Origin of the sequence: Streptomyces sp. NBC_01520, from assembly GCF_045040375.1 — a bacterium.
GTDB lineage: Bacteria > Actinomycetota > Actinomycetes > Streptomycetales > Streptomycetaceae > Streptomyces.
The window spans coordinates 46,898-68,858 of the sequence record NZ_CP109405.1 but is presented as its reverse complement, the minus strand read 5'-3'; the positions used below and the strand labels follow the sequence as shown (position 1 = coordinate 68,858).

Annotated in this window: 24 protein-coding genes and 2 pseudogenes; 13 read left to right on the top strand and 13 right to left on the bottom strand. The window is 68.7% G+C overall.

Features of this window, described 5'->3' with window-relative positions; all coding sequences use genetic code 11:
* Positions 1-43 precede the first annotated feature (43 nt).
* The 4 genes from OG524_RS36575 to OG524_RS36560 all read right to left on the bottom strand — a co-directional run bounded on the left by OG524_RS36575 (position 44) and on the right by OG524_RS36560 (position 2,551).
* Complete coding sequence (locus OG524_RS36575; protein WP_405812567.1) at positions 44-250, bottom strand: hypothetical protein; 207 nt, start codon at positions 248-250, stop codon at positions 44-46.
* Positions 251-436: 186 nt separating this feature from the next.
* Complete coding sequence (locus tag OG524_RS36570; protein ID WP_331762270.1) at positions 437-637, bottom strand: hypothetical protein; 201 nt, start codon at positions 635-637, stop codon at positions 437-439.
* Between the two features lie 674 nt (positions 638-1,311).
* Positions 1,312-1,557, bottom strand: a complete 246-nt coding sequence (locus OG524_RS36565; protein ID WP_331762268.1) for a hypothetical protein — start codon at positions 1,555-1,557, stop codon at positions 1,312-1,314.
* 610 nt (positions 1,558-2,167) lie between these two features.
* The gene (locus OG524_RS36560) at positions 2,168-2,551 is read right to left on the bottom strand and encodes a hypothetical protein (protein WP_331762266.1); all 384 of its coding nucleotides are present in this window, start codon (positions 2,549-2,551) and stop codon (positions 2,168-2,170) included.
* 255 nt (positions 2,552-2,806) lie between these two features.
* Between OG524_RS36560 and OG524_RS36555 the strand changes: the two genes are divergently transcribed.
* The 3 genes from OG524_RS36555 to OG524_RS36545 all read left to right on the top strand — a co-directional run bounded on the left by OG524_RS36555 (position 2,807) and on the right by OG524_RS36545 (position 5,344).
* On the top strand, positions 2,807-3,562 hold the full coding sequence (locus OG524_RS36555; RefSeq protein WP_331762264.1) for a GntR family transcriptional regulator: 756 nt from the start codon (positions 2,807-2,809) through the stop codon (positions 3,560-3,562).
* 202 nt (positions 3,563-3,764) lie between these two features.
* Positions 3,765-4,778 (top strand): AAA family ATPase, encoded by a 1,014-nt coding sequence (locus OG524_RS36550; protein WP_311314905.1) that lies wholly within the window; start codon positions 3,765-3,767, stop codon positions 4,776-4,778.
* On the top strand, positions 4,775-5,344 hold the full coding sequence (locus OG524_RS36545) for a phosphotransferase-like protein (RefSeq protein WP_331762260.1): 570 nt from the start codon (positions 4,775-4,777) through the stop codon (positions 5,342-5,344). The genes OG524_RS36550 and OG524_RS36545 overlap by 4 nt, the downstream gene beginning before the upstream one ends.
* A gap of 7 nt (positions 5,345-5,351) precedes the next feature.
* Here the strand turns inward: OG524_RS36545 and OG524_RS36540 are convergent, their stop codons facing one another.
* Together OG524_RS36540 and OG524_RS36535 are read right to left on the bottom strand one after the other, a co-directional pair.
* On the bottom strand, positions 5,352-6,191 hold the full coding sequence (locus tag OG524_RS36540; protein WP_331762258.1) for a DUF1932 domain-containing protein: 840 nt from the start codon (positions 6,189-6,191) through the stop codon (positions 5,352-5,354).
* A gap of 4 nt (positions 6,192-6,195) precedes the next feature.
* The gene (locus OG524_RS36535; RefSeq protein WP_331762256.1) at positions 6,196-6,843 is read right to left on the bottom strand and encodes an HAD family hydrolase; all 648 of its coding nucleotides are present in this window, start codon (positions 6,841-6,843) and stop codon (positions 6,196-6,198) included.
* An 86-nt stretch (positions 6,844-6,929) separates the two neighbouring features.
* Here OG524_RS36535 and OG524_RS36530 point away from each other — a divergent pair, with 86 nt between their 5' ends.
* The 4 genes from OG524_RS36530 (at position 6,930) to OG524_RS36515 (ending at position 10,767) form a co-directional block, all read left to right on the top strand.
* Positions 6,930-7,523: a hypothetical protein gene (locus OG524_RS36530; RefSeq protein ID WP_331762255.1), complete on the top strand. Its 594-nt coding sequence runs from the start codon at positions 6,930-6,932 to the stop codon at positions 7,521-7,523.
* Between the two features lie 13 nt (positions 7,524-7,536).
* Positions 7,537-7,803: a helix-turn-helix transcriptional regulator gene (locus tag OG524_RS36525; RefSeq protein WP_331762253.1), complete on the top strand. Its 267-nt coding sequence runs from the start codon at positions 7,537-7,539 to the stop codon at positions 7,801-7,803.
* 1,015 nt (positions 7,804-8,818) lie between these two features.
* Positions 8,819-9,883, top strand: coding sequence for a hypothetical protein (locus OG524_RS36520; protein WP_405812566.1), 1,065 nt, complete (start codon positions 8,819-8,821; stop codon positions 9,881-9,883).
* Complete coding sequence (locus tag OG524_RS36515) at positions 9,880-10,767, top strand: DciA family protein (protein ID WP_331762249.1); 888 nt, start codon at positions 9,880-9,882, stop codon at positions 10,765-10,767. Before OG524_RS36520 ends, OG524_RS36515 begins: the two co-directional genes overlap by 4 nt.
* Before the next feature lie 289 nt (positions 10,768-11,056).
* Here the strand turns inward: OG524_RS36515 and OG524_RS36510 are convergent, their stop codons facing one another.
* Positions 11,057-11,314, bottom strand: coding sequence for a hypothetical protein (locus tag OG524_RS36510; protein ID WP_331762247.1), 258 nt, complete (start codon positions 11,312-11,314; stop codon positions 11,057-11,059).
* A 45-nt stretch (positions 11,315-11,359) separates the two neighbouring features.
* On the opposite strand from OG524_RS36510, the gene OG524_RS36505 reads away from it, so the two are divergent.
* Complete coding sequence (locus OG524_RS36505) at positions 11,360-11,983, top strand: hypothetical protein (RefSeq protein WP_331762245.1); 624 nt, start codon at positions 11,360-11,362, stop codon at positions 11,981-11,983.
* Positions 11,980-12,795 carry a hypothetical protein gene (locus OG524_RS36500; protein ID WP_331762243.1) on the top strand — a complete coding sequence of 272 codons (816 nt, stop codon included), beginning with the start codon at positions 11,980-11,982 and terminating at the stop codon, positions 12,793-12,795. The genes OG524_RS36505 and OG524_RS36500 overlap by 4 nt, the downstream gene beginning before the upstream one ends.
* A gap of 51 nt (positions 12,796-12,846) precedes the next feature.
* Here the strand turns inward: OG524_RS36500 and OG524_RS36495 are convergent, their stop codons facing one another.
* The 4 genes from OG524_RS36495 to OG524_RS36480 all read right to left on the bottom strand — a co-directional run bounded on the left by OG524_RS36495 (position 12,847) and on the right by OG524_RS36480 (position 19,400).
* A complete protein-coding gene (locus OG524_RS36495) occupies positions 12,847-14,151 on the bottom strand; it encodes a hypothetical protein (protein WP_331762241.1) in 1,305 nt (434 codons plus the stop codon).
* Positions 14,152-14,935: 784 nt separating this feature from the next.
* Positions 14,936-15,412: a hypothetical protein gene (locus OG524_RS36490; RefSeq protein ID WP_405812565.1), complete on the bottom strand. Its 477-nt coding sequence runs from the start codon at positions 15,410-15,412 to the stop codon at positions 14,936-14,938.
* 197 nt (positions 15,413-15,609) lie between these two features.
* Positions 15,610-18,939, bottom strand: coding sequence for a caspase, EACC1-associated type (locus OG524_RS36485; RefSeq protein WP_331762237.1), 3,330 nt, complete (start codon positions 18,937-18,939; stop codon positions 15,610-15,612).
* Complete coding sequence (locus tag OG524_RS36480; protein ID WP_405812564.1) at positions 18,939-19,400, bottom strand: hypothetical protein; 462 nt, start codon at positions 19,398-19,400, stop codon at positions 18,939-18,941. The genes OG524_RS36485 and OG524_RS36480 overlap by 1 nt, the downstream gene beginning before the upstream one ends.
* A gap of 191 nt (positions 19,401-19,591) precedes the next feature.
* Here OG524_RS36480 and OG524_RS36475 point away from each other — a divergent pair, with 191 nt between their 5' ends.
* Entirely contained in the window at positions 19,592-19,747 is a 156-nt protein-coding gene (locus OG524_RS36475; RefSeq protein ID WP_331762233.1) for a hypothetical protein, read from the top strand.
* 30 nt (positions 19,748-19,777) lie between these two features.
* On the opposite strand, the gene OG524_RS36470 is transcribed toward OG524_RS36475, so the two are convergent.
* On the bottom strand, positions 19,778-20,236 hold the full coding sequence (locus tag OG524_RS36470) for a hypothetical protein (RefSeq protein WP_405812563.1): 459 nt from the start codon (positions 20,234-20,236) through the stop codon (positions 19,778-19,780).
* Between the two features lie 312 nt (positions 20,237-20,548).
* On the opposite strand from OG524_RS36470, the gene OG524_RS36465 reads away from it, so the two are divergent.
* Both OG524_RS36465 and OG524_RS36460 read left to right on the top strand, forming a co-directional pair.
* Positions 20,549-20,899, top strand: coding sequence for a hypothetical protein (locus tag OG524_RS36465; protein WP_331762229.1), 351 nt, complete (start codon positions 20,549-20,551; stop codon positions 20,897-20,899).
* Positions 20,900-21,043: 144 nt separating this feature from the next.
* On the top strand, positions 21,044-21,181 hold the full coding sequence (locus OG524_RS36460; protein ID WP_331762228.1) for a hypothetical protein: 138 nt from the start codon (positions 21,044-21,046) through the stop codon (positions 21,179-21,181).
* A gap of 19 nt (positions 21,182-21,200) precedes the next feature.
* Here the strand turns inward: OG524_RS36460 and OG524_RS36455 are convergent.
* Positions 21,201-21,500 (bottom strand): annotated as a pseudogene (locus tag OG524_RS36455) (integrase core domain-containing protein); the annotation flags it as partial.
* A gap of 49 nt (positions 21,501-21,549) precedes the next feature.
* Here OG524_RS36455 and OG524_RS36450 point away from each other — a divergent pair.
* Positions 21,550-21,870 (top strand): annotated as a pseudogene (locus tag OG524_RS36450) (helix-turn-helix domain-containing protein); the annotation flags it as partial.
* Positions 21,871-21,961 lie beyond the last annotated feature (91 nt).

Sequence of the window (21,961 nt, the reverse complement as noted above, 5' to 3'; positions counted from 1 at the left end):
ACCCGCACCTTTGCGGTGCGGAGCCACGGGCAAGCGGCAGAAGTCACTTGCTGGCGGCGGCGCTGTCGTTGGCGCTGGAGATCGCGGCACCGATGCCGGTGCCGATACCGTCGATCGCGGTCGACAGCGGCGACGTCGCCAGGGCGTAGCCGCAGACGAGCGCGGCGATCGTCACGCCTGCTCGCATGTCGGAGCGCCAGAACAGGTACGTGGCGCCCCCGGCGAGCAGGAACAGGGGAAGTGCAATCACGAGGTCCTCCAAGGACGGGGAGTCGGAGAAGTGCTCTCCAGCCGCGAGGGCCGAACAGAGCTGAGGAAGCGGTGCTCCTTCGCTCTCCACCGCCACCGGACCGCGCGGGGCGGGCCGGTGGCGACTGGGCAACGCAGGAAGCGGAGCGGGGTCAGCGGGCCGACGGCAGCCGGAACCGCCTGCTGGTCACCAGCCGTTCAGGACGGCCTCGAATGCCGGGTACGCGGACTGCTCGTAGTCGGCGGCGATGGCCTGCATCTCGCTGAGGCCGAGCACCGGCGGGACCGGAGGGGCGATGTCGCCGATCACCAGGTAGCTGTCGATGTCGGCGGCCGGCCAGGTGGCCGGGTCGCCGTGCTGGTCGCGGAAGGATTCAAGGCTGAGCATCGGGGCCTCCGATCAGATCAAGTGGGCCGTGAGCGGCCCAGGAAGGCGTCCTGCAGGCGCTCGAACCGCTCTGCGAGCGGGGCGCCGGCCGGACAGTGCGTGCTGGTTCGGCACGGCTGGCAGGATTCGCGGTGAGCGCGCCAGGTGTCGTGGGCCTGCATGTAGCGGGTGTGCAGGTCATCACCCATCGGCGGTAGTGCCTCTCGGTGGTACGGGATGGATTTCGGCGACTCGGTGCCCGCTGTCCCATGCCGTGGTGGCCGCTACGAGAGCGGCCGCCAGGAGCGCCCGGGTGCGAGGGTCACCAAGTCCGAAGCGGACAACTGCTCGGGCCGCACGCTGCTGCGCGACCCGAGCCCGGTGCGTCACTTCTTGCCGTAGTTCGATCCCCTTGACTGCTGGTTCTGCTGCGCGTTCTTCTGCGACAGCGCCTCACGCTCCGCGTCGGTCATCGCTGGCCCCCGCCCTGAGCGTTGCGGCGGTCGGCTTCCTGCGCCCTGCGCAGCGCCTCGTCGGCCTGGTTGCGTGTGATGATGTTCATCGGGCCTCCACATCAGGTCCTGACGGCCCCGGGGGTGCGATCCTCGGGGCTGTCCTTGTGGTGCGGGACGGGCTGTCCAGCTCCCCGTCACCGCCCGTTCCGGCCGGGCCGGTGCGGGCGGATCAGGCAGCCGTCAGACCTGCTCGAACTCGATCGTGCTCATCACGCCGGTGCCGTGCAGCGCGACGACGGTGAGGCGGTTGCCGTCCCGGGTGCGCAGCGGCTCGCCCTTCGCGGTGCGGTTGTGTACGACCGGCTCGAAGCCGGCCATCGTGTTCACGCCGATCAGGCGGTACGCCTCCTCCGAGCTCAGGCCAGCGACGTTGTAGCGGGTCTCCGGGGTCGCGCCGAAGAACTGGTGGTTGATCAGGGAATCCATGGGCTCTCCTGCCGGGGTGGGTGGTGGAGCGGGGCGGTCCTCCGCGCTCTCCACCGCTCACCGACCGCCGAAGCGGGCGGTGAGCGACTGGGCAGCGCGGGGCTGCTAACAGGGGGCGCGGCCTCTGCCGCCGCGCTGCTCGCCTTGCCGTGCTGGAGGGAGGCGAGGTGCCCTCGGTCCCGACGCGGCTCCTCGCCTCGGCTGGAACCAGGTGCCGAGGGTCTGGGAGTGTGTCGCGTCGTTCTTTTACGTCGTGAGGATGTAGGCCCTCCATGCTCGCCATCAGTAATGAGCGCCCGGTTGGTACTGCACCGGGCCGCCCCCAGGTGCTGGGCGCCTGACGGGTCATCGCACGTGCCGACTGCCACCACCAGGGGTAATGGCACCTCACGACGGGTTTCCACTCACCTCCGGCCAGTGTGCTCATGGTCGGTACTGCGGTGGTGGATCACGCTGTTGAGTTCTCAAGTAACGGCCGCTTCCTTCGAGTCGCCCTTTCAGGCGGTCTCCGGGCGGTACATCGGGGGACCGGGGTCCGGCTCCCTCATCCGGCGCCGCCCGCGGGGCGGTTCCGGGTGGGGGAGCCGGGTCCGTGAGGACCCGGCTGGAGCTATGCCGCGAGCGGCAGGGGGTCCGTGGCGGTGGCCAGCGGCGCAATGCGCAACTGCGCGGCGTAGGGGAGGAGAACGTCGACCAGGCGCTCGCGGACCTGCTGCGCGATGGTCGGGTCATCGGCGGCGATGTCGCGGGCAGCGAGCATGCGGTTCTCGCGGGCCTCGATCGCGGCGATGGCGGCGGTGATGTCCAGGCCGGCCAGGCGTTCGTGGGCAACGGGGCCGGCCTCGTACATCTCCAGCGGCGTACCGAAGGCGATGTCCATGTCGATGTCGCCGAAATCCGGCAGCTCCACGTCGATCGCGTCCAGCAGCTCCTGGGTCTCCGTGTCGAAGTACTCGGTGGCGAGGCTGGCGGCGGGGCGGCGGGTGACGTTCATGGGGTGGTGCTCCTCTCGGAAAGGCAGGGCGCGGGAGGCGTCCCAATGGCGGTCAGGCAGGGCTGAGCAGTCCCGAGACGAGGTCTCGTTCACCTCGTTAACGAGGTCGATGGACTCAGTGAAGCGGCGTTCGTTAGCGATGTCAAGCGGCTCGTTAACGAGGTACTCTCGAGTGGCTCTTACCTGGATCAAGCCGTCCCTACGGCGATCCCGATAGCTGGCCGCCATAGGATCGCTAGCGAGATAGGGAGACACATGGCAAAAGATGCGGGCAGCCAGTTGCCCAAGTACCGGCGGATTGCAGACGACCTGAAGGCAGCTATCGAGTCCGGGGAGTACGGTCCCGGCGATCGACTGCCAGGCGAAAACGCACTCGCTACGCAGTACGGTGTCGCGGCACTCACCGCACGCCAGGCTCTTCGCACCCTCAAGAACCAGGGGCTTGCTGAGTCCCGGAAGGGCGCGGGCGTCTTCGTTCAGTCGTTCCGCCCAATCCGGCGACATGGCATTCAGCGACTGGCACGTGACCAGTGGGGCGCAGGAAAGTCGATCTGGTCGGCCGACGAAGACCGGCCGCTTGATGTTGATCAAGTAACCGTCGACCAAGCAGTTCCGCCGCCGCACATCGCTCGTGTGCTTGAGCTGGGGGAAGGAGAAACTGCCTGCGTGCGCTCCCGCCGATACGTGCTGGACGGTCGCGCAGTGATGATCGCTATTTCCTACCTCCCCTACGAGTTGGTGGAAGGCTCGGCAATCACGCAGGCGGACACAGGACCGGGTGGCATCTACGCGCGGCTCGCAGACCTCGGTCACACGGTGGTGCGCTTCCGCGAGGAGATCCGAGGCCGGCTGCCAACAAGCTCCGAGGCTGTGGCGCTCGGCATGTCGGATGAGCGGTCCGTGATCAAGCTCTGCCGTACGGCCTTCGACAGCGAGGAGCGCGTCGTCGAGATCAACGAGATGACCCTCGACAGCGCCTCGTACGTTCTGGACTACGAATTCAATGCCTAACCGTTCGATGCCCTGCATCGCCGCCCCCTGACTGGTTGTCTTGTGGGGTCAATCACACCGGCGACGGCAGAGACGGAACATCACAGCGGCTTGTCGAAGCTCGTGCGCAGCGCTGTTCACGGGTTTTCAACATCCACGTACACATGGGATTTGGGGGCTGAGCCCTAGGCTCGCGCCCATGCATATGACGGAGGGGCAGAGGATGGCGAAGCAGCGAGCGGGATGGAGGCCCGACCGGCTACTCGAGCAGCGGGAGGCTCACGGGCTGACCCTGGAGAAGGCCGGCGAACGGCTCCGCGAGGTTGCCGAGCGGGCCAAGCTGAAGGGCATCCCTGCTGCGAATCCTCAGACGTTGTGGCAGCACGAGCAGGGCGAGGTCTACCCGGGTCCGCACTATCGGCGGGCGTACTGCCTCCTGTACCGCGCCACCGAGCCTGACCTTGGCTTCCGGACCGCTCTGCCGGGTGAGGAGACGTCTTTCAAGCTCACGCCGATGGACGATCGCCTCAACGGATCGCACGTCCTGGCCGTCGAACGTGCGATTCACCGCATCGCCCCGGGCTCGGGGGAAGCTGATCACTTCGATCTCCAACAGCGCATCATCGACGCATGGAAGCGGAGGCACACTGGCGGCGATCCGCACCGCCCTGTCCTCATCCTGGTCGGCGGTTTCGCGGGCAGCGGGAAGACTGAGCTGGCCCGGTTCTTCGTTCAGCTCACCGGCTGGCCGCTGCTCGACAAGGACCCCCTCACCCGTCCTCTCGTCGAACGGCTGTTGGTCGCACTGGGCGGCGACGCGAACGACAGGCACACCGATCTCTACCGCGAGCAGGTCCGCCCGGTGGAATACAGCTGCCTGATGCAGTCGGCCATGGCCAACATCAAGTGCGGGATCAGCACCGTGTTGACCGCGCCGTTCATCGGCGAGATGACGGATCCGGAATGGATGGAACGGCTGACGAACCGGTGCTCCGCGATGGGCGTCGACGTCTTCCCCGTGTGGGTTCGTTGCGATCAGGAGTCGATGCGGGAGTACATCACCTTCCGCTCCGCTGCCCGGGACGCGTGGAAGCTGGCCCGCTGGGAGGAGTACCTCGAAACGATCGACCTGGAGCTGCGGCCAGCCGTTCCGCACCTGGTCGTCGACAACCGGATGGGCACCGCCGTCTCGCTCGCTGACCAGGCCCGCCAGGCGATGGGGTCGATGTACGCATGAGCCAGAAGCAGGGCGTCATCTTGTACGGGCCGCCGGCTTCGGGGAAGGACACCGTCACCCAGGCCCTGGCCGAACTCGATCCGCGGTACGGCCAGTTCGCCCGCCTCAAGTTCGGCTCAGGAAAGAGCACCGGCTACCGCATGGGAACCGTGGAGCAGCTACGTCAGCTGGAGGCCGCTGACAGCGTCGTCTACACGAACAGCCGGTACGGCAACACGTACGTCATCGACGCTCCGGGCCTGGACGCCGCGTTCGCGGCGGGAGTGCCTGTGGTGCACCTCGGTCAGATCGACGGGATCCGCGCCGTGGTCGATGGATACCCGGCCGACTGGACGTTGGTAGTCCTGTGGTGCCCGAAGACGGTGACCGCGAAGCGGTCTGAAGGGCGGGGCGACACCGACACTGCGGCGCGCCTGGCGGCGTGGGAGGCCACGCGCGAGGACATGGACGCGCACCCTGACATGGCTTGGGAACTCGTGGTGGAGACCGTGACGACCACGCCGGTTCAGTCCGCCCGCCTAATTCACCAGCTGTTGGCTGAGCAGGCGGGAGCGGCGACGGCATGACGACGGGTTACGGCTGGGTAAGCCTCTGGAGGGCCTCGGTGAGCGTGAGCTCCCCGTCGTCCTTGGCGTTCTCCCAGCGTGCCAGCGTCGTAGCGGCCGCGCGCAACATCTCTGGTGGCAGGCCGGCGGCCGCGAGCATGTCGGCTGCTTCCTCCAGTTCCGGGCCCCACCGCCAGGCGCGCGCCGCTGTTTTCGCGATGTACTCGGGTTCGGCGAGGTACGAGTCGGTTCGCTGCGAGGCGATGTCGATGAGCTCCTGGTCGACGCCGTGCTCGCGGGCCATCCCGATCGAGAGCGCCACGAGGACGCGGGACGTCTTCTGGAAGCTCGCGTATGCGAGCTTCAGCGCGGACGCCTTGCCGATCTCTGTGCCCAGTGCCTTCGTGCGTACCGCGGTCCCGGCGAAGAGCGCTTCGACGCGCGCGGTCGCGTCGCTCCTGCCGGACAGGTACAGGGTGGGTGTCTTGCCGTTGACCGGTGGCGAGCCCACCACCCCGCCGTCGACAACGGCTTCGGCATGCCGGAAGAGCCCTGCGATCCTGACGGCACGTTCGGCGTTGATCGCGTTCGCATCGACGTATACCCCGGCAAAGCCGTGCGCGGCGACAGCACAGGCGAGGTCCTCGGCAGCCGCCGGCGGGCAGAGGCTGATCACCGTGCCGGACTGGTCCAGCAGATCCTGCAGTGTGGGGACCGGCTCCAGGCCGAACCGCTCTGCGCGCGTGGCACTCGCTGGGCTCCGTCCTTCCGCGCACCACAGGACCCGTGCCGCGTTGGTCGCGGCGCACGCGGCGACGGCCGCACCCATGCTTCCGGGATGGAGGATGCCGACGATCTGCTGGTCCACGGTGCTACTCCGAGGTCTCGTTGAGCAGGATGGTGATGGCGCCGATGACGTCGTCGACGACGTAGTTCGCGGCGCGAAGGCCGTCTGGCCATGGGCGGCCACGCAGCCAGATGGTGCGAAGGCCGGCCTGGTGGCCGCCGCCGATGTCCCCGGCCGGGTTGTCGCCGACCATCCAGCCGCCGTCCGCGAGGTTCACGCCACAGCGGGAAGCTGCGAGTTGGAAGAGACGCAGGTCCGGCTTGCGGATCTCCAGGTCTCCCGAGACCGCGATGCCGTCGGCAAGGTCAGCGAGACCGGTCGCGGCAAGTTTGGCGCGCTGGATGTCGCCAGCCCCGTTGGTGACGATGCCGATCGTCCATGCGGCTGCGCGCAGTCGGGCCAGGCCCTCGATGACTTCCGGCTGGCAGATGACGGCGGCCGCCATGAGGCCGCCGTACTCCTTCCACAACTGCGCCGCCGGAACCTCAAGGTCGAAGGCCGCCCGCAGCCGGGAGAAGTCGGCGGCATTCACACGGTCGGCCAGTTCGGTGCGCAGCTGCTGTTCGATAGCAGCGCCGAAGCCGTGTGTGCGGCACAGCGCGGTGATGGCTCCGCTGAGCGCGCTCTGCCGATTGACGAGGGTGTTGTCCAGGTCAAAGAGCACAAGCGGCATGAGCTGGACCCTACCGATGCGTCGCGCGCCGGTAGCCACGAGGTACTTCAGCGCGTCACATGGAGTAAGAACGGGAGGGGCTGGTAATGGCTGAGCGGTTCGTTCACTGCGCAGGAAAAACCGGACTCACCACGAAACAAGCCGAGCTCCTCCGACGCGGGGACCCGCGGTACGCCGACTCTGGGGTCGATGACTTCGCGCTGGTGCAGTGGTGCGAGTTGTCGAATGGTCATGACGGCGTCCTGCACCACAGTGAGGTGGTGTCCCTCTTCGAGGGCGACCACTGGTGGCTGCAATGGGATGAGGGCCAGCACGACTTGGTGACGCTGACCATGTGCCCGGTTGAGTCCGGTCCGCCCGAGGAGGTCAGCACCTATCCGTGCGGACTCTTCCATGGGCACCCCGGCCAGCACGGCTGGGAGGTGAAGGATCCGGCGCTGTGCGCGCACGCGGGGCTCGGTACGCCGGTCCTGATCTCCGAGGGCTTGTCCAAGTCAGCGCAGTCGATCCGGTGCGAGCGCGGCCGCCGGAGCATCTCGGTGCCCGGACCAGCCAATGGTCGTTGTACGGAGAGGAGGAGTGACCTTGTCGATGCGTATCTGCGAAGTTCCCGCGCCGCCGCTCCTATGGGCAGCGTTCCCGAGATCACTTGGTGTATCTTTTCAGGAACTGTTTCCTAGGATTGGGGTCGCGATGTCGGATCCACTGCGTCGAGTTGATGCACTGGTGGATGACGACACGCTTCCGGCACCCCGCATTCGGCAGCAACTGCGGGTCGCCGCTGGCCTCACCCAGGCGGAGGTCGCTGACGCTATCGGCGTCAAGCGAGTCGCCGTCGCTCGGTGGGAGGCGGGGCTCACCAAGCCTCACCGCGGCAATCGGTTGCAGTACGCGCACTTCCTTCGCCGACTGGCCGAGAAGTATCCGGCCGCCACCCAGGAGGCACCGGATGAAGACTGACCGCGAGTCTACTTTCGGGCATGACGACGCCAGCCTCCGGATTAGGGGGTTGGGATGACCTAGGTCATCGACCGCAGCTGGGTTCCGTGGTTTTGGCGACCACGTTCCGGCACTTGCGGCCCGTCTGCTCGGGCGGGGATTTGGCACCCGATCCGAGCGAAGTTCTGGAGCCCTTTGGCAAGGGCCCCTGTGACTCCTTGGCAGGAGTCACGTCCGCAGTACCCGGTCCTTTGGCAGGGACCAGTTCCGCAGTACCGGCCTATGGCAGGGCCGGGCAGTACCCCGTTCCTTCCGGAACGGGCTCCCCATCCATCCGCTAAGTAGGAACAGGAGGTCTTGTCATAGTGCACGACCCCCAGCTGCGTTGTCAGCTTCGCCATAGCGTGCGGCGGATCCCGCCGGGCGGAATGCCCTTGTGTGGCGGCGTCCCCCCTCGCGACACTGTGACGCACATCACACGCTCTCGGCATCAGCGGGCCGCCTTCCAGACGTCCCGTGCGTCCATGCTGCGCGACCCGTCACCCCACGTGCTCCACGTCGTGAGCAGTGCGTGCGACCACGCCGTCCCGCCCCACGGGACGGAATTCAAGGTTGTTGCCCGCCGTGCGGGAGCGCCGGGGGCAATCGGGGCCCACCGGCCTCTGTCCACAGGCCGCCCGGTGCAGGGTCGGCAGATGGTTCACGAAGTACGCGTTCTGTCTGCTGAGAGGGGTGTCCGCTTGGGCGTGTACACCGGCCCGATGCAGACGAAGACAGCAATCGCTCCTGCCAAGGCGGTGGGCCGATGAGCACCGTGGCGGCGTCGGCTGCGGCGACGATTCCCGCGCAGGCCTCTCCGGTGCCGGAGGTGCGGTTGGCCCGGGTGTTGGGGCGGGAGCAGGACGTTGTGTATACGCGGTCGCGGCGTGCTGAGCCGCGGGCGTGGCTGCGTGCGGTGGTGTGGCTGGTGGGTGCCGGTCTGCATCCGGGGGCGTGTGAGACCACGGTGCGGGTCGCAAAGGATTTGGCGGGCCGGATGGATTACCGGCGGGGGATCGTGGTCTACGACTTGCAGGGCACGGCGCGGCGGACCGGTACGTCGGTGGCGACGGTGAAGCGGCACGTGGCGGTGTTGCGGGAGCTGGGTGCGCTGGTGTGGCTGGTGCACGGGTCGAGGCGGAATCTGTCGCTGGCCGCTGGGGAGTACACGGCGACGGCGACGATCTACGCGGCGGTGATCCCGCTGGTGTTCGACGAGGCGATGGGGCACCGGCTGGCCGGGTCCGGGTACGAGGGCCGGGTGTGTGGGGTGACCGAGGCCGGCCGGGAGCGTGCGGTCACGGAGTCGGTGGTGCGGAGCGAGGCCCGGCAGGAGAGCCTTCGCCGTACAGAGCGGTGCCGGTCGGCCGGTCGGCCCGGTGCCGGTGCCCGTAAGGCCCGTCCTGTGGATAACTCGGTTGTGGATAAGTCCTGCTCGCAGGGCCGTGAGCCCCATTCTCCTGGTCGTTACCACCGATCACCTGAAGCTGAGGTTGAGAGTGGTTGTAAAGACACCTCGCGCCAGCGCACGAGCCGCACAACCACATCTCCCGCCTCCGACAAGAGCAGCAGCAACGGCCTGGAGGGCCGTCGGACGGCTCGTCAGGTGCAGCGCGGCATCTGGATCACCCGGCAGGTGCGGGCCCGGGTCTGGTGGACCCAGGGCGTGCGGCTGCGGCGCCTGGAGTTCGTACTGCGGCCGTGGATCGACGCGGGCCTGGACGCCGACACCATCGCAGCGGAGCTCCACTCCTGGATGCTGACCTGGCGCCCGGCCCGCCCGGCGGAGTACATCCGCGTCCAACTGGCCAAACAGGCCACCGCTGAGCACGTGGCTACCGAGCTCGCGATGGAGGACTGGAACGAGCAGGAGGCGTCCGGGGCCCTGACCGCATCAAGGCCCGACCTGGTGCGCAGCGTGCTGGACGGCCTGACCGAAGGCCTCGCCGCCTACTCCGCCGTCCAGGCTGAGCGCGGCCTGGACGACCTCACCGACCACGACGCGGCCACCGACATCGCGGCCTTCCTCGGGACCACTACCGCGACGGGAGTTTTGGCATGAGTGACACCTCGTTGAGCGGCGTCGACCTGGCTCGCGTCGCCCTGCAGACAGCCCGCGCCGCCGCGAAGAGCGCACCGCGGACCCAGCGCACCAAGACCACCACGACTGCGAGGCCCCGCAAGGGTGGCCGTGACCCGCTGCCCTTCGGTGAGGCCGTGGCGCAGATGGTCGCGGCACGCGGCTGGGACACGACGACGGCCTCCGCCGCCAGGAGCAACGGTGTCCTCGAGCAGTGGCCGGCCATCGCGCCCGAGCTCGTCGGGAAGGTTGATGCCGTCCGGTTCGACGACGCGACCCGCACCCTGCACTTGTTGCCCGCCACGTCCGCCTACCGCACCCAGCTGACCTTGCACCAGAAGGAGATCGTCGCCAAGGTCAACGCGGCTGTCGGCCAGGACACGGTGCGGCACTTGGAGATCCTGCGCCCCGCCAGCCTCACCGCCGTCCGCTCTGCCCACGGACTGGCCTCCACGGAACGCACTCAGGCGATCCCCGTGTCTTCCCCTTCCACACCTGCGTCCGGTTCCAAAGCCCCGAAGCCGAAGACGTGCGAGACGGCATCCCAGGGCTACCGACGTGCCCTCGAGGCGCACCAGGCCAGCCGGAAGAGGACGGTGGTCGACCCTGCGATCCAGAGCGCGATCGAGCGGCAGATCCGGGAGCAGGCCCGCGAGCCGGAAGCGTTGTTCGACGGTCGCCAGGCGTTGGCCGAGCTGCAGGCCAGGACGACCGGCCAGCAGCAGGTGCGCGCCAGCGATGCCGCCCGGGCCAGGGCCCTGCAGAAGCTGGCAGCCGAGCGGGCCGGGCTGCCTACGATCACACCGGCGGCCACGCCCCGCGTTCAGCATGTCGTCCAGGTCATAACCGATGCGGAGGCATCCTGATGAGCGACAACGAGATCCCGGAACCGAAGCTGACACGGCCCCAGTGGTTCGGCGACAGGGCGGCCTGGCGGAGTCCAGCGCTTCGGTCGAAGGACTTCGCAGCACGCGTGGAGCCGCTCGGCATCGACGGGCAGCGGCGGCTGCACGTGCTCTGCGAAAGCCCTGCGTACCGCACGGTGTCCACAACTAGGACCACGACGGGCGTACGGAGGCGAGCAGGCCGGTCAGCCGTGCCTTCGGCACGATCTCGTTGATCCGCGTGATCCGACGGTTCGCGGTGTGGGGATCACTACCCGGCCGCGGGCGAGTCCTTCGCCGCGGCGGACTGTGCGCGGGCAGGGAAACCGGTCTGCGCGGTCCGACTGCCCGGGTTCTTCGCGCCGGCGGACTGCACCCGCGAGGCCGCCTGCGGCGTCATGGACGTCCGCCGACCACCGGTGCCTTTGCCACTGTTCCTTCCCATGCCGATCGCCTCTTCTTCCAGGATGCGCAGGGCCTGCCCCGGCCGCCACCGGGTCTTCCCGGGGACTTGCTCGTTGACCAGCACGGACGGCGCTGTGAACAGGGCGCTGATGAGAGCAGGGAGTGGGAGATGACGGTAGCGGTCGCCCCGGAGGTCCGGGCCGCGCAGCGGCGGATCGTCGGCACGATCAACGCGTCCGGGAGGCTGAACGCCGACGGGCTGGCGATGTGGCGGGAGATCAACTGCGGCGAGTGGAAGGCCACCGCCGCCGAGCTCAGCGGGGACCTGGACCTGCTCCAGGTCCCGCACGCCGTCGTGACCGCCTTCCGCTTCCCGCTCGCCACTTCCTACAGCAAGGCCATGCGCGAGGGTGAGGAGGTCCGCATCCTGCGCGAGAACCTGGGCCACCTGGTGCCGTGGATGCCGTCGCTGGAGCAGGTGATCGCCGACATCCCCGAGGACGCCCCGCACTGGGACTTCACGGTGTTCCAGCCCCGGGCCGACGGCATGGTCATCGCCATCCTGCGGCTGTCGGCAGAGTGGCCCGCCTGGTCGAAGAAGCAGGCCCGCGCCGCCCGGCTGGTCTGCGCGGAGTGCGACTACGATCTGCGCGACAAGGCCGAGGACCGGGCGCCGTTCGATGTCCGGCTGCCCGAGCAGCCCAAGCGCCGGCGGCTGGTGTGCGGGAAGTGCTGCAACAACGGCATCGACGAGATGGAGCGCCTGGCCGCGCTCGCCGGAAAGCCGTCGTGACGACCATCGAGCCAGGCACGGACCGGCTGCTGGTCGCGGACCTGGTGGGGCTGCTGGGCGACGCCGAGCACTACAACTCCCGCCGCTCCACGTCCGACAGCCGGCTGGACTACCTGGATCGACGAGCCGCGCTGCTGCACCGGCTCGTCGACGCCGTCGGTGACGAGTCCTCCCGCTACCTCGCCCAGGACGCCGAGGACCGCGCCGAGGACCTACGCGCCAGAGCCGAGGCCATAGCCCGGGAGTGCGGCGACCCGCCGCCCGCAGGTCGACGGCTCCCGGCTCCCGAGCCCGTTCACCCCGACGGGCGAGCACCCCGACTGGGCGACGAAGACCCTGGAATCGTCCCTGGTAGCCCTCTAACGAGGGCAGGCCATACCCCCAGGGTTCAGACTTTGAGGGCCCCCACCAGCTGGTGGGGGCCCTCAGTTTTTGTCGCTGTGCCTCTCGGGCGTCAACCCGGCGATGGGGCGCCGCCCGTTTCGGTGATCTCTAGCCCGATCACAACCGCGGCGGCCAAGGCCGTCACCAGACTCGACATCGTGCCTGACCCGAACCCTCCCGATCTCGCCTCCGAGGACTCCCGTGCCGGGGCGGGCCGGACGACAGCCGGCACCGACCGTGTCCACTTCCCGCTCGTACGGTGGATGCTCGCCCCGCGCACGACGTGGCAGGCACGACGCCTGGCCGCCGACTTCGGAGAAGGGATCGACGCGAGGACCGCGTGGGCGATGGCCCGCCTCGCCCGCCACCCGGACGAGCGCGGTTACGCCATGGCCCACCTGGACGACGAACGGCGCGCTGCTGGCTGAGGGGCATCTAGGCGTTCGCCCCTGGGCGGGTGATCGCCCAGGCGCAGCTACTCAGGAGGGCGAGGTGCCGTCGTGGGGCCTCTGCTGATCGTTGCCCCCGTCGCCGTCAGCTGCCGGAGGGTCAGCAACCTGCTCCTCGGTGCTGCCGGGCACGCCGTCGGCGGAAGCGTCGTCGCTGGTGGGGGAGGAGCGGTCGTCCAGGGTGATGGTGACCGGCTGGCCGTGCGCGGCTAAGCCGGCCAGGCGGGCCTGGATCCTCTTGTACAGGGTGGCGGCCAGCTCCTGGTCGCCGTCGCCGTCCCGGGCGGTGTGCCTGACGGCGTGCAGGCTGATCAACAGGGCGATCAGGGAGCGCCCGGACACGGCGGCCCGGATCCGCTCGTCACCTTCGGCGGTGACCTGCGGCGGCACCCGGAAGTGCTGGTGGCGTCCGGCCTGGGCGGTGATGAACTCCCAGACGTCGCGGTGGCACAGCAGATCGACGGAGGAGACCCTGGCGGCCTGCTGGAGCAGTTCACTGTGCTCCTTGCTCACCTCGCCGGCTGCGGGCTCCTGGTCGTCCGACTGGGAGCGCAGCTGCTCCAGCCCGGCGCGCAGACCGATGGCCTCTTCCCGGAGGGCGGCGAGCTCGAGGCGAGCCTCACGCCGGGCCTCCTGCAGCTGCTCGCGCACTTCCTGGACCGCTTCGCGCAGCTGGTCCCGTACCGCAGAGGCATCCTCGGTTCCGCGGTCCTTGCTCTCTGCCAGGAGGGCGCCGATCGGGGCGAGTTCCGCGGCGAGGGCGTCGCGGACGGCCTGCTGGATGAGGTCGAAGGGCAGTACAGCGTCGCCCGGCTGTTCGCTGTCGGTACCGTTGCGCTGCGCCGGGATCGCGGGCTGGTCGGATTCCGGCGGGAGCTCACCGTGCTGCGTGGTGGTGGCCACCGGGGCCGCTCCCAGTGCTGTGCCGTAGAACGTGGAGGGCCCGGGGGCCGGTACGTCGCCGACGGCGGGCTCGTAGGAGGGCGCGTGTGCTTCCGAGGTGACCGGCGCCGGAGCGGGCGGGGTCATATTGTCGACCGCCGCCCGCACATCGCGCATCTCGGCCCGCAGCTCGGTGACGGCTCGGCTGACCTCCGAGTTCAGCATGTCCCCGCCGGCGGTCAGCCGGTCCCTCGCCTCGCGAAGGTTGGTGCGCATCCGGCCGAGTTCATCGACTACGGACTGGGCCGTCTCCCGCTGCGCTGCCTGCCCACTCGCCTGAAGCTTCTCCACGCCCTTGTCGAGCGCGTCCCGCAGCTCGTTGCCCGTGTTCGTGACAGCGGTGTGCAGCATCACCAGCGTTGTGGCGAAGTCCGGGTTGTTGTCCCGAGCCATCGGCCCCCCTCTGAATTGCAGTATGTAATCACATGTGTTCGCTGCGTATGCTGCCCGAGTGGCTCTTGCTCTGCGAGGGAATCGCATCAACTCGGTCCAGAACGACGCCTTCTGGCCAACGCAAAGATCCGTTCCGGCCGTGATGCCGCGGTCTCTGGGTAGCGTCCGGTGCGTGTGCGCACACCGAGCTTCCCCCGATGAGCCGGTGCCCGGCTGGACGACCAGCAGGGCGGCCCAGGCCCGGCTGGAGCAGGCTGGAGCAGACCCGAGTCATCGTGGCCCGCCAACAAAGCTGCGGCCGTACCGTTGCGCGTTCCCTTCGGATCCTGCTGCCCGGCGCCGTGCCCGGTCCGGCTGACGCTGCCGGCAGGCCCGTTCACCCGGCCGCGCCCACCGGCCCGGCGAAGACCAGGGAGACGGCGTGCGAGGGCTACCGGCGTGCCCTCGAGGCGCATCAAGCCAGCCGGAAGGCGACGGTGGTCGACCCTGCGATCCAGGGTGCGCTCGAGCGCCAGATCCGGGAGCTGGCTCGCGAGCCGGAGGATTGTTCGACGGCTGTCAGGCGGTGGCCGAACTCCAGGCCAAGACCACTGGACAGTAGCCGCCGCACTCCACGATGCCGCCCGTGCCCAGGCCCTGCAGAAGCTGGCAGCCAAGCGAGCGGGAGTAAGCACCATAAGACAGCGCGCGGTGGAGCCGAAGCCCCTGCCTCGGCCGCGTAAATCCACGCGCGGGCTGAGGCAGGGATGCTGGGACAGAGACGGTCCCAGCAGGTGGTTCGGCTCTAGCGAGACCAGGTGCTGAACACCTGCTGGACGTCAGCGTCGATTACGCCGCGGAGCTCATCCTGGTTCTCCGGCGCTTCCAGATTCTGAGCTGCTGCGATCTCCCGGTAGTACTCCCTGATCTGGGGATCGGTCGCGACGACTAGCGAGGCCAGCAGCGCGTGGTCGGGCGGAGTCGCCTCGTCCACGAGGATCAGGACGTGTATGCGGTCGGCGATGCTCATGTGGGGAAGGCCAAGCTGCTGCTCCGTCTGCTTCCACGTCGTCGTCCTCTGCTCCCGTGCAGCCTTCTTCAATGCACCACAATCAGCTTGAGCAGCCGAAGCCAGAGCCTTGCTCGGAGGCTTGCGGGCCTCGTGCAGCTCAGGAACGGGTGCCTGCTTCTCGGCTTGCTTCAGGTGTAGGTGCGGGTGGCCGACAGCGGAGTGCGCGTCGTTCAGCAGGCCGCCGAAGCGCCAACGGTGACGGCGCTGCACGTCTCCGCGCCGTCACCATGCCGTGCACGACGTCCCCGGGTCCGAGCGTGCAACACGCGGTGCAACAGGAGCCTGCAACGCCCTCGCGTCTCAGCCCTGACCTGCATGAACAGTGATCTGTCGCAGCGATGGTTGCGCCCTGCGGGAACGGCCGTCAGTCGGCGACAGCGAGTGCAGGGCTCCGAGCTGCCGACTCATCAGTTGGGGTCGTCGTCGCCGAGGTCACGGAGCTTCTCACGGCACTTGTCGGCCCAGGTGGTGTTGCCGATCAGACGATAAAGCTCCAAGGCCTCCTGAAAACAGCGGCGGGCCTCCGAACATTCACCTCTGGCGAGCTGGAGGTGGGCTACGCCCCACAGGGCGTTGGCCTGGCCGCGGCGGTTGCCGATGGCGCGGTAGAGATCGAGGGCCTGCCGGTAGGCCTCCAACGCCGGAGCGCGCTCCTCCTGCATCTGGTGGGTGTCGGCGATGCCGACCAGGGCGTTGGCTTGGCCGCGGCGGTTGCCGATGGCGCGGTAGAGATCGAGGGCCTGCCGGTAGGCCTCCAACGCCGGAGCGCGCTCCTCCTGCATCTGGTGGGTGTCGGCGATGCCGACCAGGGCGTTGGCTTGGCCGAGTCGGTTGCCGATGGCGCGGTAGAGATCGAGGGCCTGCCGGTAGGCCTCCAACGCCGGAGCGCGCTCCTCCTGCATCTGGTGGGTGTCGGCGATGCCGACCAGGGCGTTGGCCTGGCCGAGGCGGTCGCCGATGGCGCGGTAGAGATCGAGGGCCTGCCGGTAGGCCTCCAACGCCGGAGCGCGCTCCTCCTGCATCTGGTGGGTGTCGGCGATGCCGACCAGGGCGTTGGCCTGGCCGAGGCGGTCGCCGATGGCGCGGTAGAGATCGAGGGCCTGCCGGTAGGCCTCCAACGCCGGAGCGCGCTCCTCCTGCATCTGGTGGGTGTCGGCGGTGCCGGCCAGGGCGTTGGCCTGGCCGAGGCGGTCGCCGATGGCGCGGTAGAGATCGAGGGCCTGCCGGTAGGCCTCCAACGCCGGAGCGCGCTCCTCCTGCATCTGGTGGGTGTGGGCGATGCCGGCCAGGGCGTTGGCCTGGCCGAGGCGGTCGCCGATGGCGCGGTAGAGATCGAGGGCCTGCCGGTAGGCCTCCAACGCCGGAGCGCGCTCTTCCTGCATCCGGTGGGTGTCGGCGGTGCCGGCCAGGGCGTTGGCCTGGCCGCGGCGGTCGCCGATGGCGCGGTAGAGATCGAGGGCCTGCCGGTAGGCCTCCAACGCCGGACCGTTCTCGCTCTGCACGAGGTGGATGTGGGCGGTGCCGACCAGGGCGTCGGCCTGGCCGCGACGCTCGCCGGCAGCCGTGGCGAACGAGAGCATGAAGTCTAGGAGTTCTCGGGCTTGCCCGTGCTGGTCGTTGAAGCGCAGCCACCGGGCCACTCTCTTACCCAGGGCGAGGGCCCCGGGCCACTGGTCCTGGTAGGCCGCGAGGGTCGCCGCCTCGAGCTCTGCGGACCGGAGGTCAAGCCAGGACCGGGCGGCCCCGGGATCCGGGAAGACCGTTACTTCCGGATGCTCGGCCCCGTCGTAGTCGATGCCGTACACGGCGATCTGAGCTGCGGTCAGCCGGTTGGAGAGATGATCGTAGAGGCGGGATCGGGAGTCTGGCCGCAAGGTGGCTGCTTCTGCTGCGGCCACGTCCTGTGCGTGTTCCCGGAAGAGGTCGTGAAACGAGAAGCGGCTGCCGTCGGACAGCAGGAGGTTGCGCTGCAGCAGCAGAGCGAGCCCGGTCGCAGCCCCTGGGCGGTCCGTCATAGCGGTGATGGAGTCCTCGCCGAAATCCGGCCCCGGGTGCCAGGAGCAGTGCCGGAGCAGCCGTTGCAGGTCTTTCGAAAGGACCTTGTAGGAGGTTGCGAAGGCCATCTGTACGGCCTTGTAGCCGTCGGGGATGTACTGCAGGGGATGCCCCTGGCGCATGTCCTTCAGCAGGCTGGCCGCGGGCATGTCCTGCAGCAGCGTGCCGACGGAGCGCAGCGCGACGGGGGTGTCGCGGCAGAGCATGGCGATCTCTGCCAACTCTTCGGGAGTGCCTTCAGCTGCCGTGCCTGTGCCGACTTCGCGGAGTAGCTCGACCGACTCGGTACGGTCGAGCCCGGCAGTGGGGAAGTACCGGTGGGCGTTGATGCCGTTGAGCCGGTCGCGGCTGGTGATCAGGACCAGCGAGGGGGAGGTCGGGCCGGGGAGCAGCGGAATGATCTGCTCGGCCTCGCGGGCGTTGTCGAGCAGTAGCAGTGCCCGTTTTCCCGACAGCCAGGTCTTCCATTCCGTTTCGCGGGCGTTGGGGCTTTTGGGTATTTCTTGTGGCTGGTAGCCGATGCGCTGAAGATGCTCGGTGATGATCAGGTCGGGGTCTTGGGGGTCTCGGTCCTTGGTGTAGCCGTCCAGGGCGATCTCGACGTGCGCGGCGTCGAAGTGATCCGTCAGCCGATCCGCCGCCTGGCGGATGATTTCGGTCTTTCCGGCGCCGCCCATGCCGTGGACGATGACCACGGCGGGCCCGCCACCTGCTTGCGCGGTTTCCTTGCCGAGCGAGACGATCTCGTCGAGCCATGCCTGACGGCCCACGAAGTCGGTGCGCGGGCTCTTGAGGGTGATCAGCCGGGGCGGGGTCTGGCTGGGGGAGCCCGGATCGAGGGACGGCGCCGTGCCGGTGTAGGCCATGTTGCGGGCCAGGATGATGCCCCACCCGCTGTTGCGGCTGCCCAGCTGGGGCTCGGCAAGCGGGCGACCGTCGTCCGTGCGTTTGCCGCGCAGTTGTGCCTGCAGATACACGTGGGCCGTACCGAGATCGATCCATTCCCGGTGCTCGCCGCGCGGCGTCCCGTTCGCCTGGCCGGGGAACGGGCCGGTGATGCCGTGGTGGAGCAGCTGCAGCAGCGAACCGGTGAAGGCGCTGTACTCGCCGCGGGGCGGGCACCAGGCCGCCTCCTCCTCCGAGGCGGCCGTCAGCACCGCGACCCCCTCGCGCTCCGTCATACCCGCCTCTGCCACCGTGTCCAGCGGCGCGGCCGGGGCCTGTCGTTTGCCAGAGGTCCCCGACATCCCGCCGGCAATGGCCCGGCCCCCGTAACAACAGTCCAGGACGACCAGTTTGCGCACGGCGCGAGACTGGAACACGGCCTGGCGGATGTCGTCGTACGAGATCCAGGTGAAGGGCCGGTCCGGGTGCGAGGCGGGCATCGCCAAGTGGAGCTTCTCAGCGCTGGCGGGGGCATTCAGGCCGTGGCCCGCGTAATAGATCAGGAGTGTGTCCTCCGCCTCTTCGGCGGCCCGGTACAGCTCCTCCAGGAGCTCGTCTCGACCGGCCGGTTGCAGCCGGTCCAGGCAGTGCTGCTCGGGCAGGCGCCATCCGCCGGGACTGGTGAGGAAGCGCTTGAGGTCGCGTACGTTGCCCTCGACGCCCCGCAGGTCGCCCAGGTGGCTGTAGCTGTGGGCGCCGATCAGTACGGCGCGGGAGGCGTCGTGGTCGGGAAGCATCAGCGGGCGTCTCCGGAGCCGGAGTCACTGTCCTGTCCGGAGTCGGACAGGGGGATGCCAGCCTCTCGTCCGGGCGCAAGGGTTCCCTGCTCGGCCAGTGTCCGGATGGCGTGCTCCAGGTCTTCGGGGGTGCCCGCGCTCACCGACACCGTCGCGCCGTTGACCGACAGCGTGACGCTGGTCGGTACGGGCGCGCCGCTGCCGCCCGCGTTCCGCCTCGCATTCCGCCGGCTGTCCAGCCAGGCCGCGAGGGCGACGGCGAGGCTGCCGTACGCCGCGCCGTGTTCCAGCACGACGTTGAGCACGGCGAGGGCGTCCATGCCACCGCCCGTCTGCCGTGCCTGCCCGTCCAGCGCGAGGCGCCGGGTGGCAGGGTGCCGTCGCAGCGAGTCCCGCAGATACGGGAGCGCGGCCGGGTCGTCCGGGATGGAAATCCGAACTGCGACGGGTGCTAATGCCATGTTTTCCCCCAGAGCCGGGCCTGCGCGAATGCCAAGCTGATCGTTCCGTGTACGGGCAATCATCCTGCCAGCAGGGGGCGTTGGCACACCATACTCAGAGCAGTCCCGGGCCTTGACCCCTGTGGCCCGCGTCGCGCTGCGGGCCGCGATGGAGACGGCCCGAGAACGGCAACGGCCAGAAGGCAAAGAAGGTGCGGGCCGCGGTCATCCTGATGCTGGGCACGCAGACCGCCGTGGCCGCCGGCGTGCTGACCGTGCTGGCAGGGAACGCATGGGCTGTCGCAGTACTGGCTGCCGGGGGCGCATTCGCCGGCACGGTTGCCTTCGCACGGTCCGTGATCGGCTGAACCGGCGCTGGGCGAACAGGACGCCCCGGATCAGCGTCGTGGGCACGGCGAAATACGCAGGGCGTCGCGGCGGGCGGTGACCAGGCCTCGCCATCGCCGCCGCGTGTGCTGTGCTCCGTCGATCCAGCGGGTCGGTGAGACTTCCTCGAGGGGCAGACCGGCCATGAAGGCGGTGATGTCGCTGTAGTAGGCAAAGTCGCCGCCGCGGGTGTTCTCGCGCAGCCGGGCGATCGTCGCGGCCACCTGGTCATGGTCGTCGCGGACAGCGTGGTGGAAGGCGAGAGCGAGGTCCAGGGCGAGTTCGGTGTACGTCACGCCCGCTGTACGGATGTCGGCGCGCAGCACCTGCGCGCGGTCCTCGACGTCGGCGTCAGTGCGGCCGGCGCCGATGACGACTACGGGATGGTCCTGACCGGGCACACCGGCCGCCCATTCCGGCAGGATCGCCCCGGTCAGCACCTCGTGGCTTTCCTCGCGAGACAGCGCCACCGAAGCGTTCGCCTGCTCCCTCACTATTTCCCCCGGGTATCTACGGCCCTTCCCTGCAGCCCAGCAGGGCGACTGCGATCTTCAGCCGACCCTACCAGCAATGAGCGATCCGTGAGCGATCCATGAGCGATTCACGCCGCCGCGGGAGGGGCTAATGCGGGTTGCCCCACCTTTGCAGCGGTCCCGCGATCGCGGCCCCGAGGGTGGGCGACGATCCGGGCTATCGGCCAGTCGCGTGAAGGGTCACCTTGAGCCTGACCAAGGTCGGCGTGTGCCTCGCATGAGTAATTCGAACAGACGTACCATTCAAGTGTGCCGACGACCGACTTCCCCCAAGATCTGCGCGACGCCCAGCTCGCCCTCCACCAGACTCGTGCCGCCTACGAGCGATACGCCGCTGACCTGCCGTGGTCAGCCGAGCCGATGCCGGGCTGGGAAGGAGACAAGCAGCTCCACAGCGGCTACCGGTCCTCCAAACCAGACAGTCCCGGGTACACCGATGAACAGAGGGAACAGGTGGCCGAATACAGGGGACGTCTCCTGGAGCTCAGCATCACGGTGACAACTCACCCGTACTGGCAAACGCTCGGCGAAGGCCAGGTCGTGGCAGCCCGCATGGCCCTGAAGCACGTCCACGAGAATGCCGACAACGAGGCGGCCTGAACGTGTCCGGCGGCGCGCGGACCGACCATGGCCCCCACCGGCCGTCGTACGGTCCAAGTACCGAGGGGGCCGACATCACCCGCAAGGCAGGAAACCTCGTCAGGCTGATGACGGCTGACCCGTGGGCGCGGCCTGGTCGGCTGGTTGGTCCAGTTGCTGCTGGCGGCGCCGCTGCTCATTGCGGCGGTCTTCGACCCGCTGGGTGAACAGCTTCAGCGCCTGCTGCTCCTGGTCGGCATCGAAGTCGCCGTAGGGGCCGACGCCAAGGGTGAAGGGCCTTGACCCCGGATTTTGAACACGTCTATGCGGCTTGGGCCAGGGTAGTTGCTGCTGGTTGGAGGGCGTTCTCGTAGGCGATCGGAGATCGCTGACCGAGGCGGGAGTGCCGGCGTCGGGTGTTGTATCGGGTCAGCCAGCGGAAGGCGTCGAGCCTGGCCTCGCGCTCGCTCGACCAGCCCTTGCGGCCCTTGAGCGTTTCCCTTTTGAAGGCGGCGTTGAAGGACTCGGCTGCGGCGTTGTCCGCGCTGGACCCGACCGCGCCCATGCTCTGCCGGACCCCTGCTGAACTGCAGATTTCAGCGAAGGCCCTACTCGTATGTTGGGTGGATTCAATCGGTGGTCGCAACACCTTCGTGAGCTGGGGGTTTGTGATGGGTGTGGGGAATCGGCAGCGGGCGGTGCGGGAGTATCGCGGGCAGATGCCCTCGCCAGGGCGGCCGAGCGTTGCCTGGCGTGAGGACCGGGTCAGGTTCTGGAAGGCGATCGCGCGGGGGCTGAGTTCGGTGGACGCCGCAGCCGTCATCGAGGTCTCGCCTGCGGTGGGGTCGCGGTGGTTTCGTCATGCTGGCGGGGTGAATCCGTGCCTCGCCCCGACTGTCTCCGGCCGTTACCTCTCGTTCGCTGAGCGGGAGGAGATCGCTCTGCTGCGTGCGCGGGACTTCGGGGTCCGTGCGATCGCGCGGTGTCTGGGGTGGCTTCGTTCACTTCTAGGGGCAGCGTTTGTCCGCCAGTTTGGGCAGCGGTTGCGGATCTTGAGGCCCGTCAATGTTCACGAGAAATGGT

What these genes read in the sequence shown, in the direction of transcription:
- OG524_RS36530 (WP_331762255.1), top strand. Translation starts at nt 6,930, where the DNA reads ATGGCTGAGCGGTTCGTTCACTGCGCAGGAAAAACCGGACTCACCACG.
- OG524_RS36545 (WP_331762260.1), top strand. Translation starts at nt 4,775, where the DNA reads ATGAGCCAGAAGCAGGGCGTCATCTTGTACGGGCCGCCGGCTTCGGGG.
- OG524_RS36555 (WP_331762264.1), top strand. Translation starts at nt 2,807, where the DNA reads ATGGCAAAAGATGCGGGCAGCCAGTTGCCCAAGTACCGGCGGATTGCA.
- OG524_RS36560 (WP_331762266.1), bottom strand. Translation starts at nt 2,551, where the DNA reads ATGAACGTCACCCGCCGCCCCGCCGCCAGCCTCGCCACCGAGTACTTC.
- OG524_RS36485 (WP_331762237.1), bottom strand. Translation starts at nt 18,939, where the DNA reads ATGCTTCCCGACCACGACGCCTCCCGCGCCGTACTGATCGGCGCCCAC.
- OG524_RS36480 (WP_405812564.1), bottom strand. Translation starts at nt 19,400, where the DNA reads ATGGCATTAGCACCCGTCGCAGTTCGGATTTCCATCCCGGACGACCCG.
- OG524_RS36495 (WP_331762241.1), bottom strand. Translation starts at nt 14,151, where the DNA reads ATGGCTCGGGACAACAACCCGGACTTCGCCACAACGCTGGTGATGCTG.
- OG524_RS36515 (WP_331762249.1), top strand. Translation starts at nt 9,880, where the DNA reads ATGAGTGACACCTCGTTGAGCGGCGTCGACCTGGCTCGCGTCGCCCTG.
- OG524_RS36570 (WP_331762270.1), bottom strand. Translation starts at nt 637, where the DNA reads ATGCTCAGCCTTGAATCCTTCCGCGACCAGCACGGCGACCCGGCCACC.
- OG524_RS36525 (WP_331762253.1), top strand. Translation starts at nt 7,537, where the DNA reads ATGTCGGATCCACTGCGTCGAGTTGATGCACTGGTGGATGACGACACG.
- OG524_RS36535 (WP_331762256.1), bottom strand. Translation starts at nt 6,843, where the DNA reads ATGCCGCTTGTGCTCTTTGACCTGGACAACACCCTCGTCAATCGGCAG.
- OG524_RS36505 (WP_331762245.1), top strand. Translation starts at nt 11,360, where the DNA reads ATGACGGTAGCGGTCGCCCCGGAGGTCCGGGCCGCGCAGCGGCGGATC.
- OG524_RS36565 (WP_331762268.1), bottom strand. Translation starts at nt 1,557, where the DNA reads ATGGATTCCCTGATCAACCACCAGTTCTTCGGCGCGACCCCGGAGACC.
- OG524_RS36520 (WP_405812566.1), top strand. Translation starts at nt 8,819, where the DNA reads ATGGATTACCGGCGGGGGATCGTGGTCTACGACTTGCAGGGCACGGCG.
- OG524_RS36550 (WP_311314905.1), top strand. Translation starts at nt 3,765, where the DNA reads ATGGCGAAGCAGCGAGCGGGATGGAGGCCCGACCGGCTACTCGAGCAG.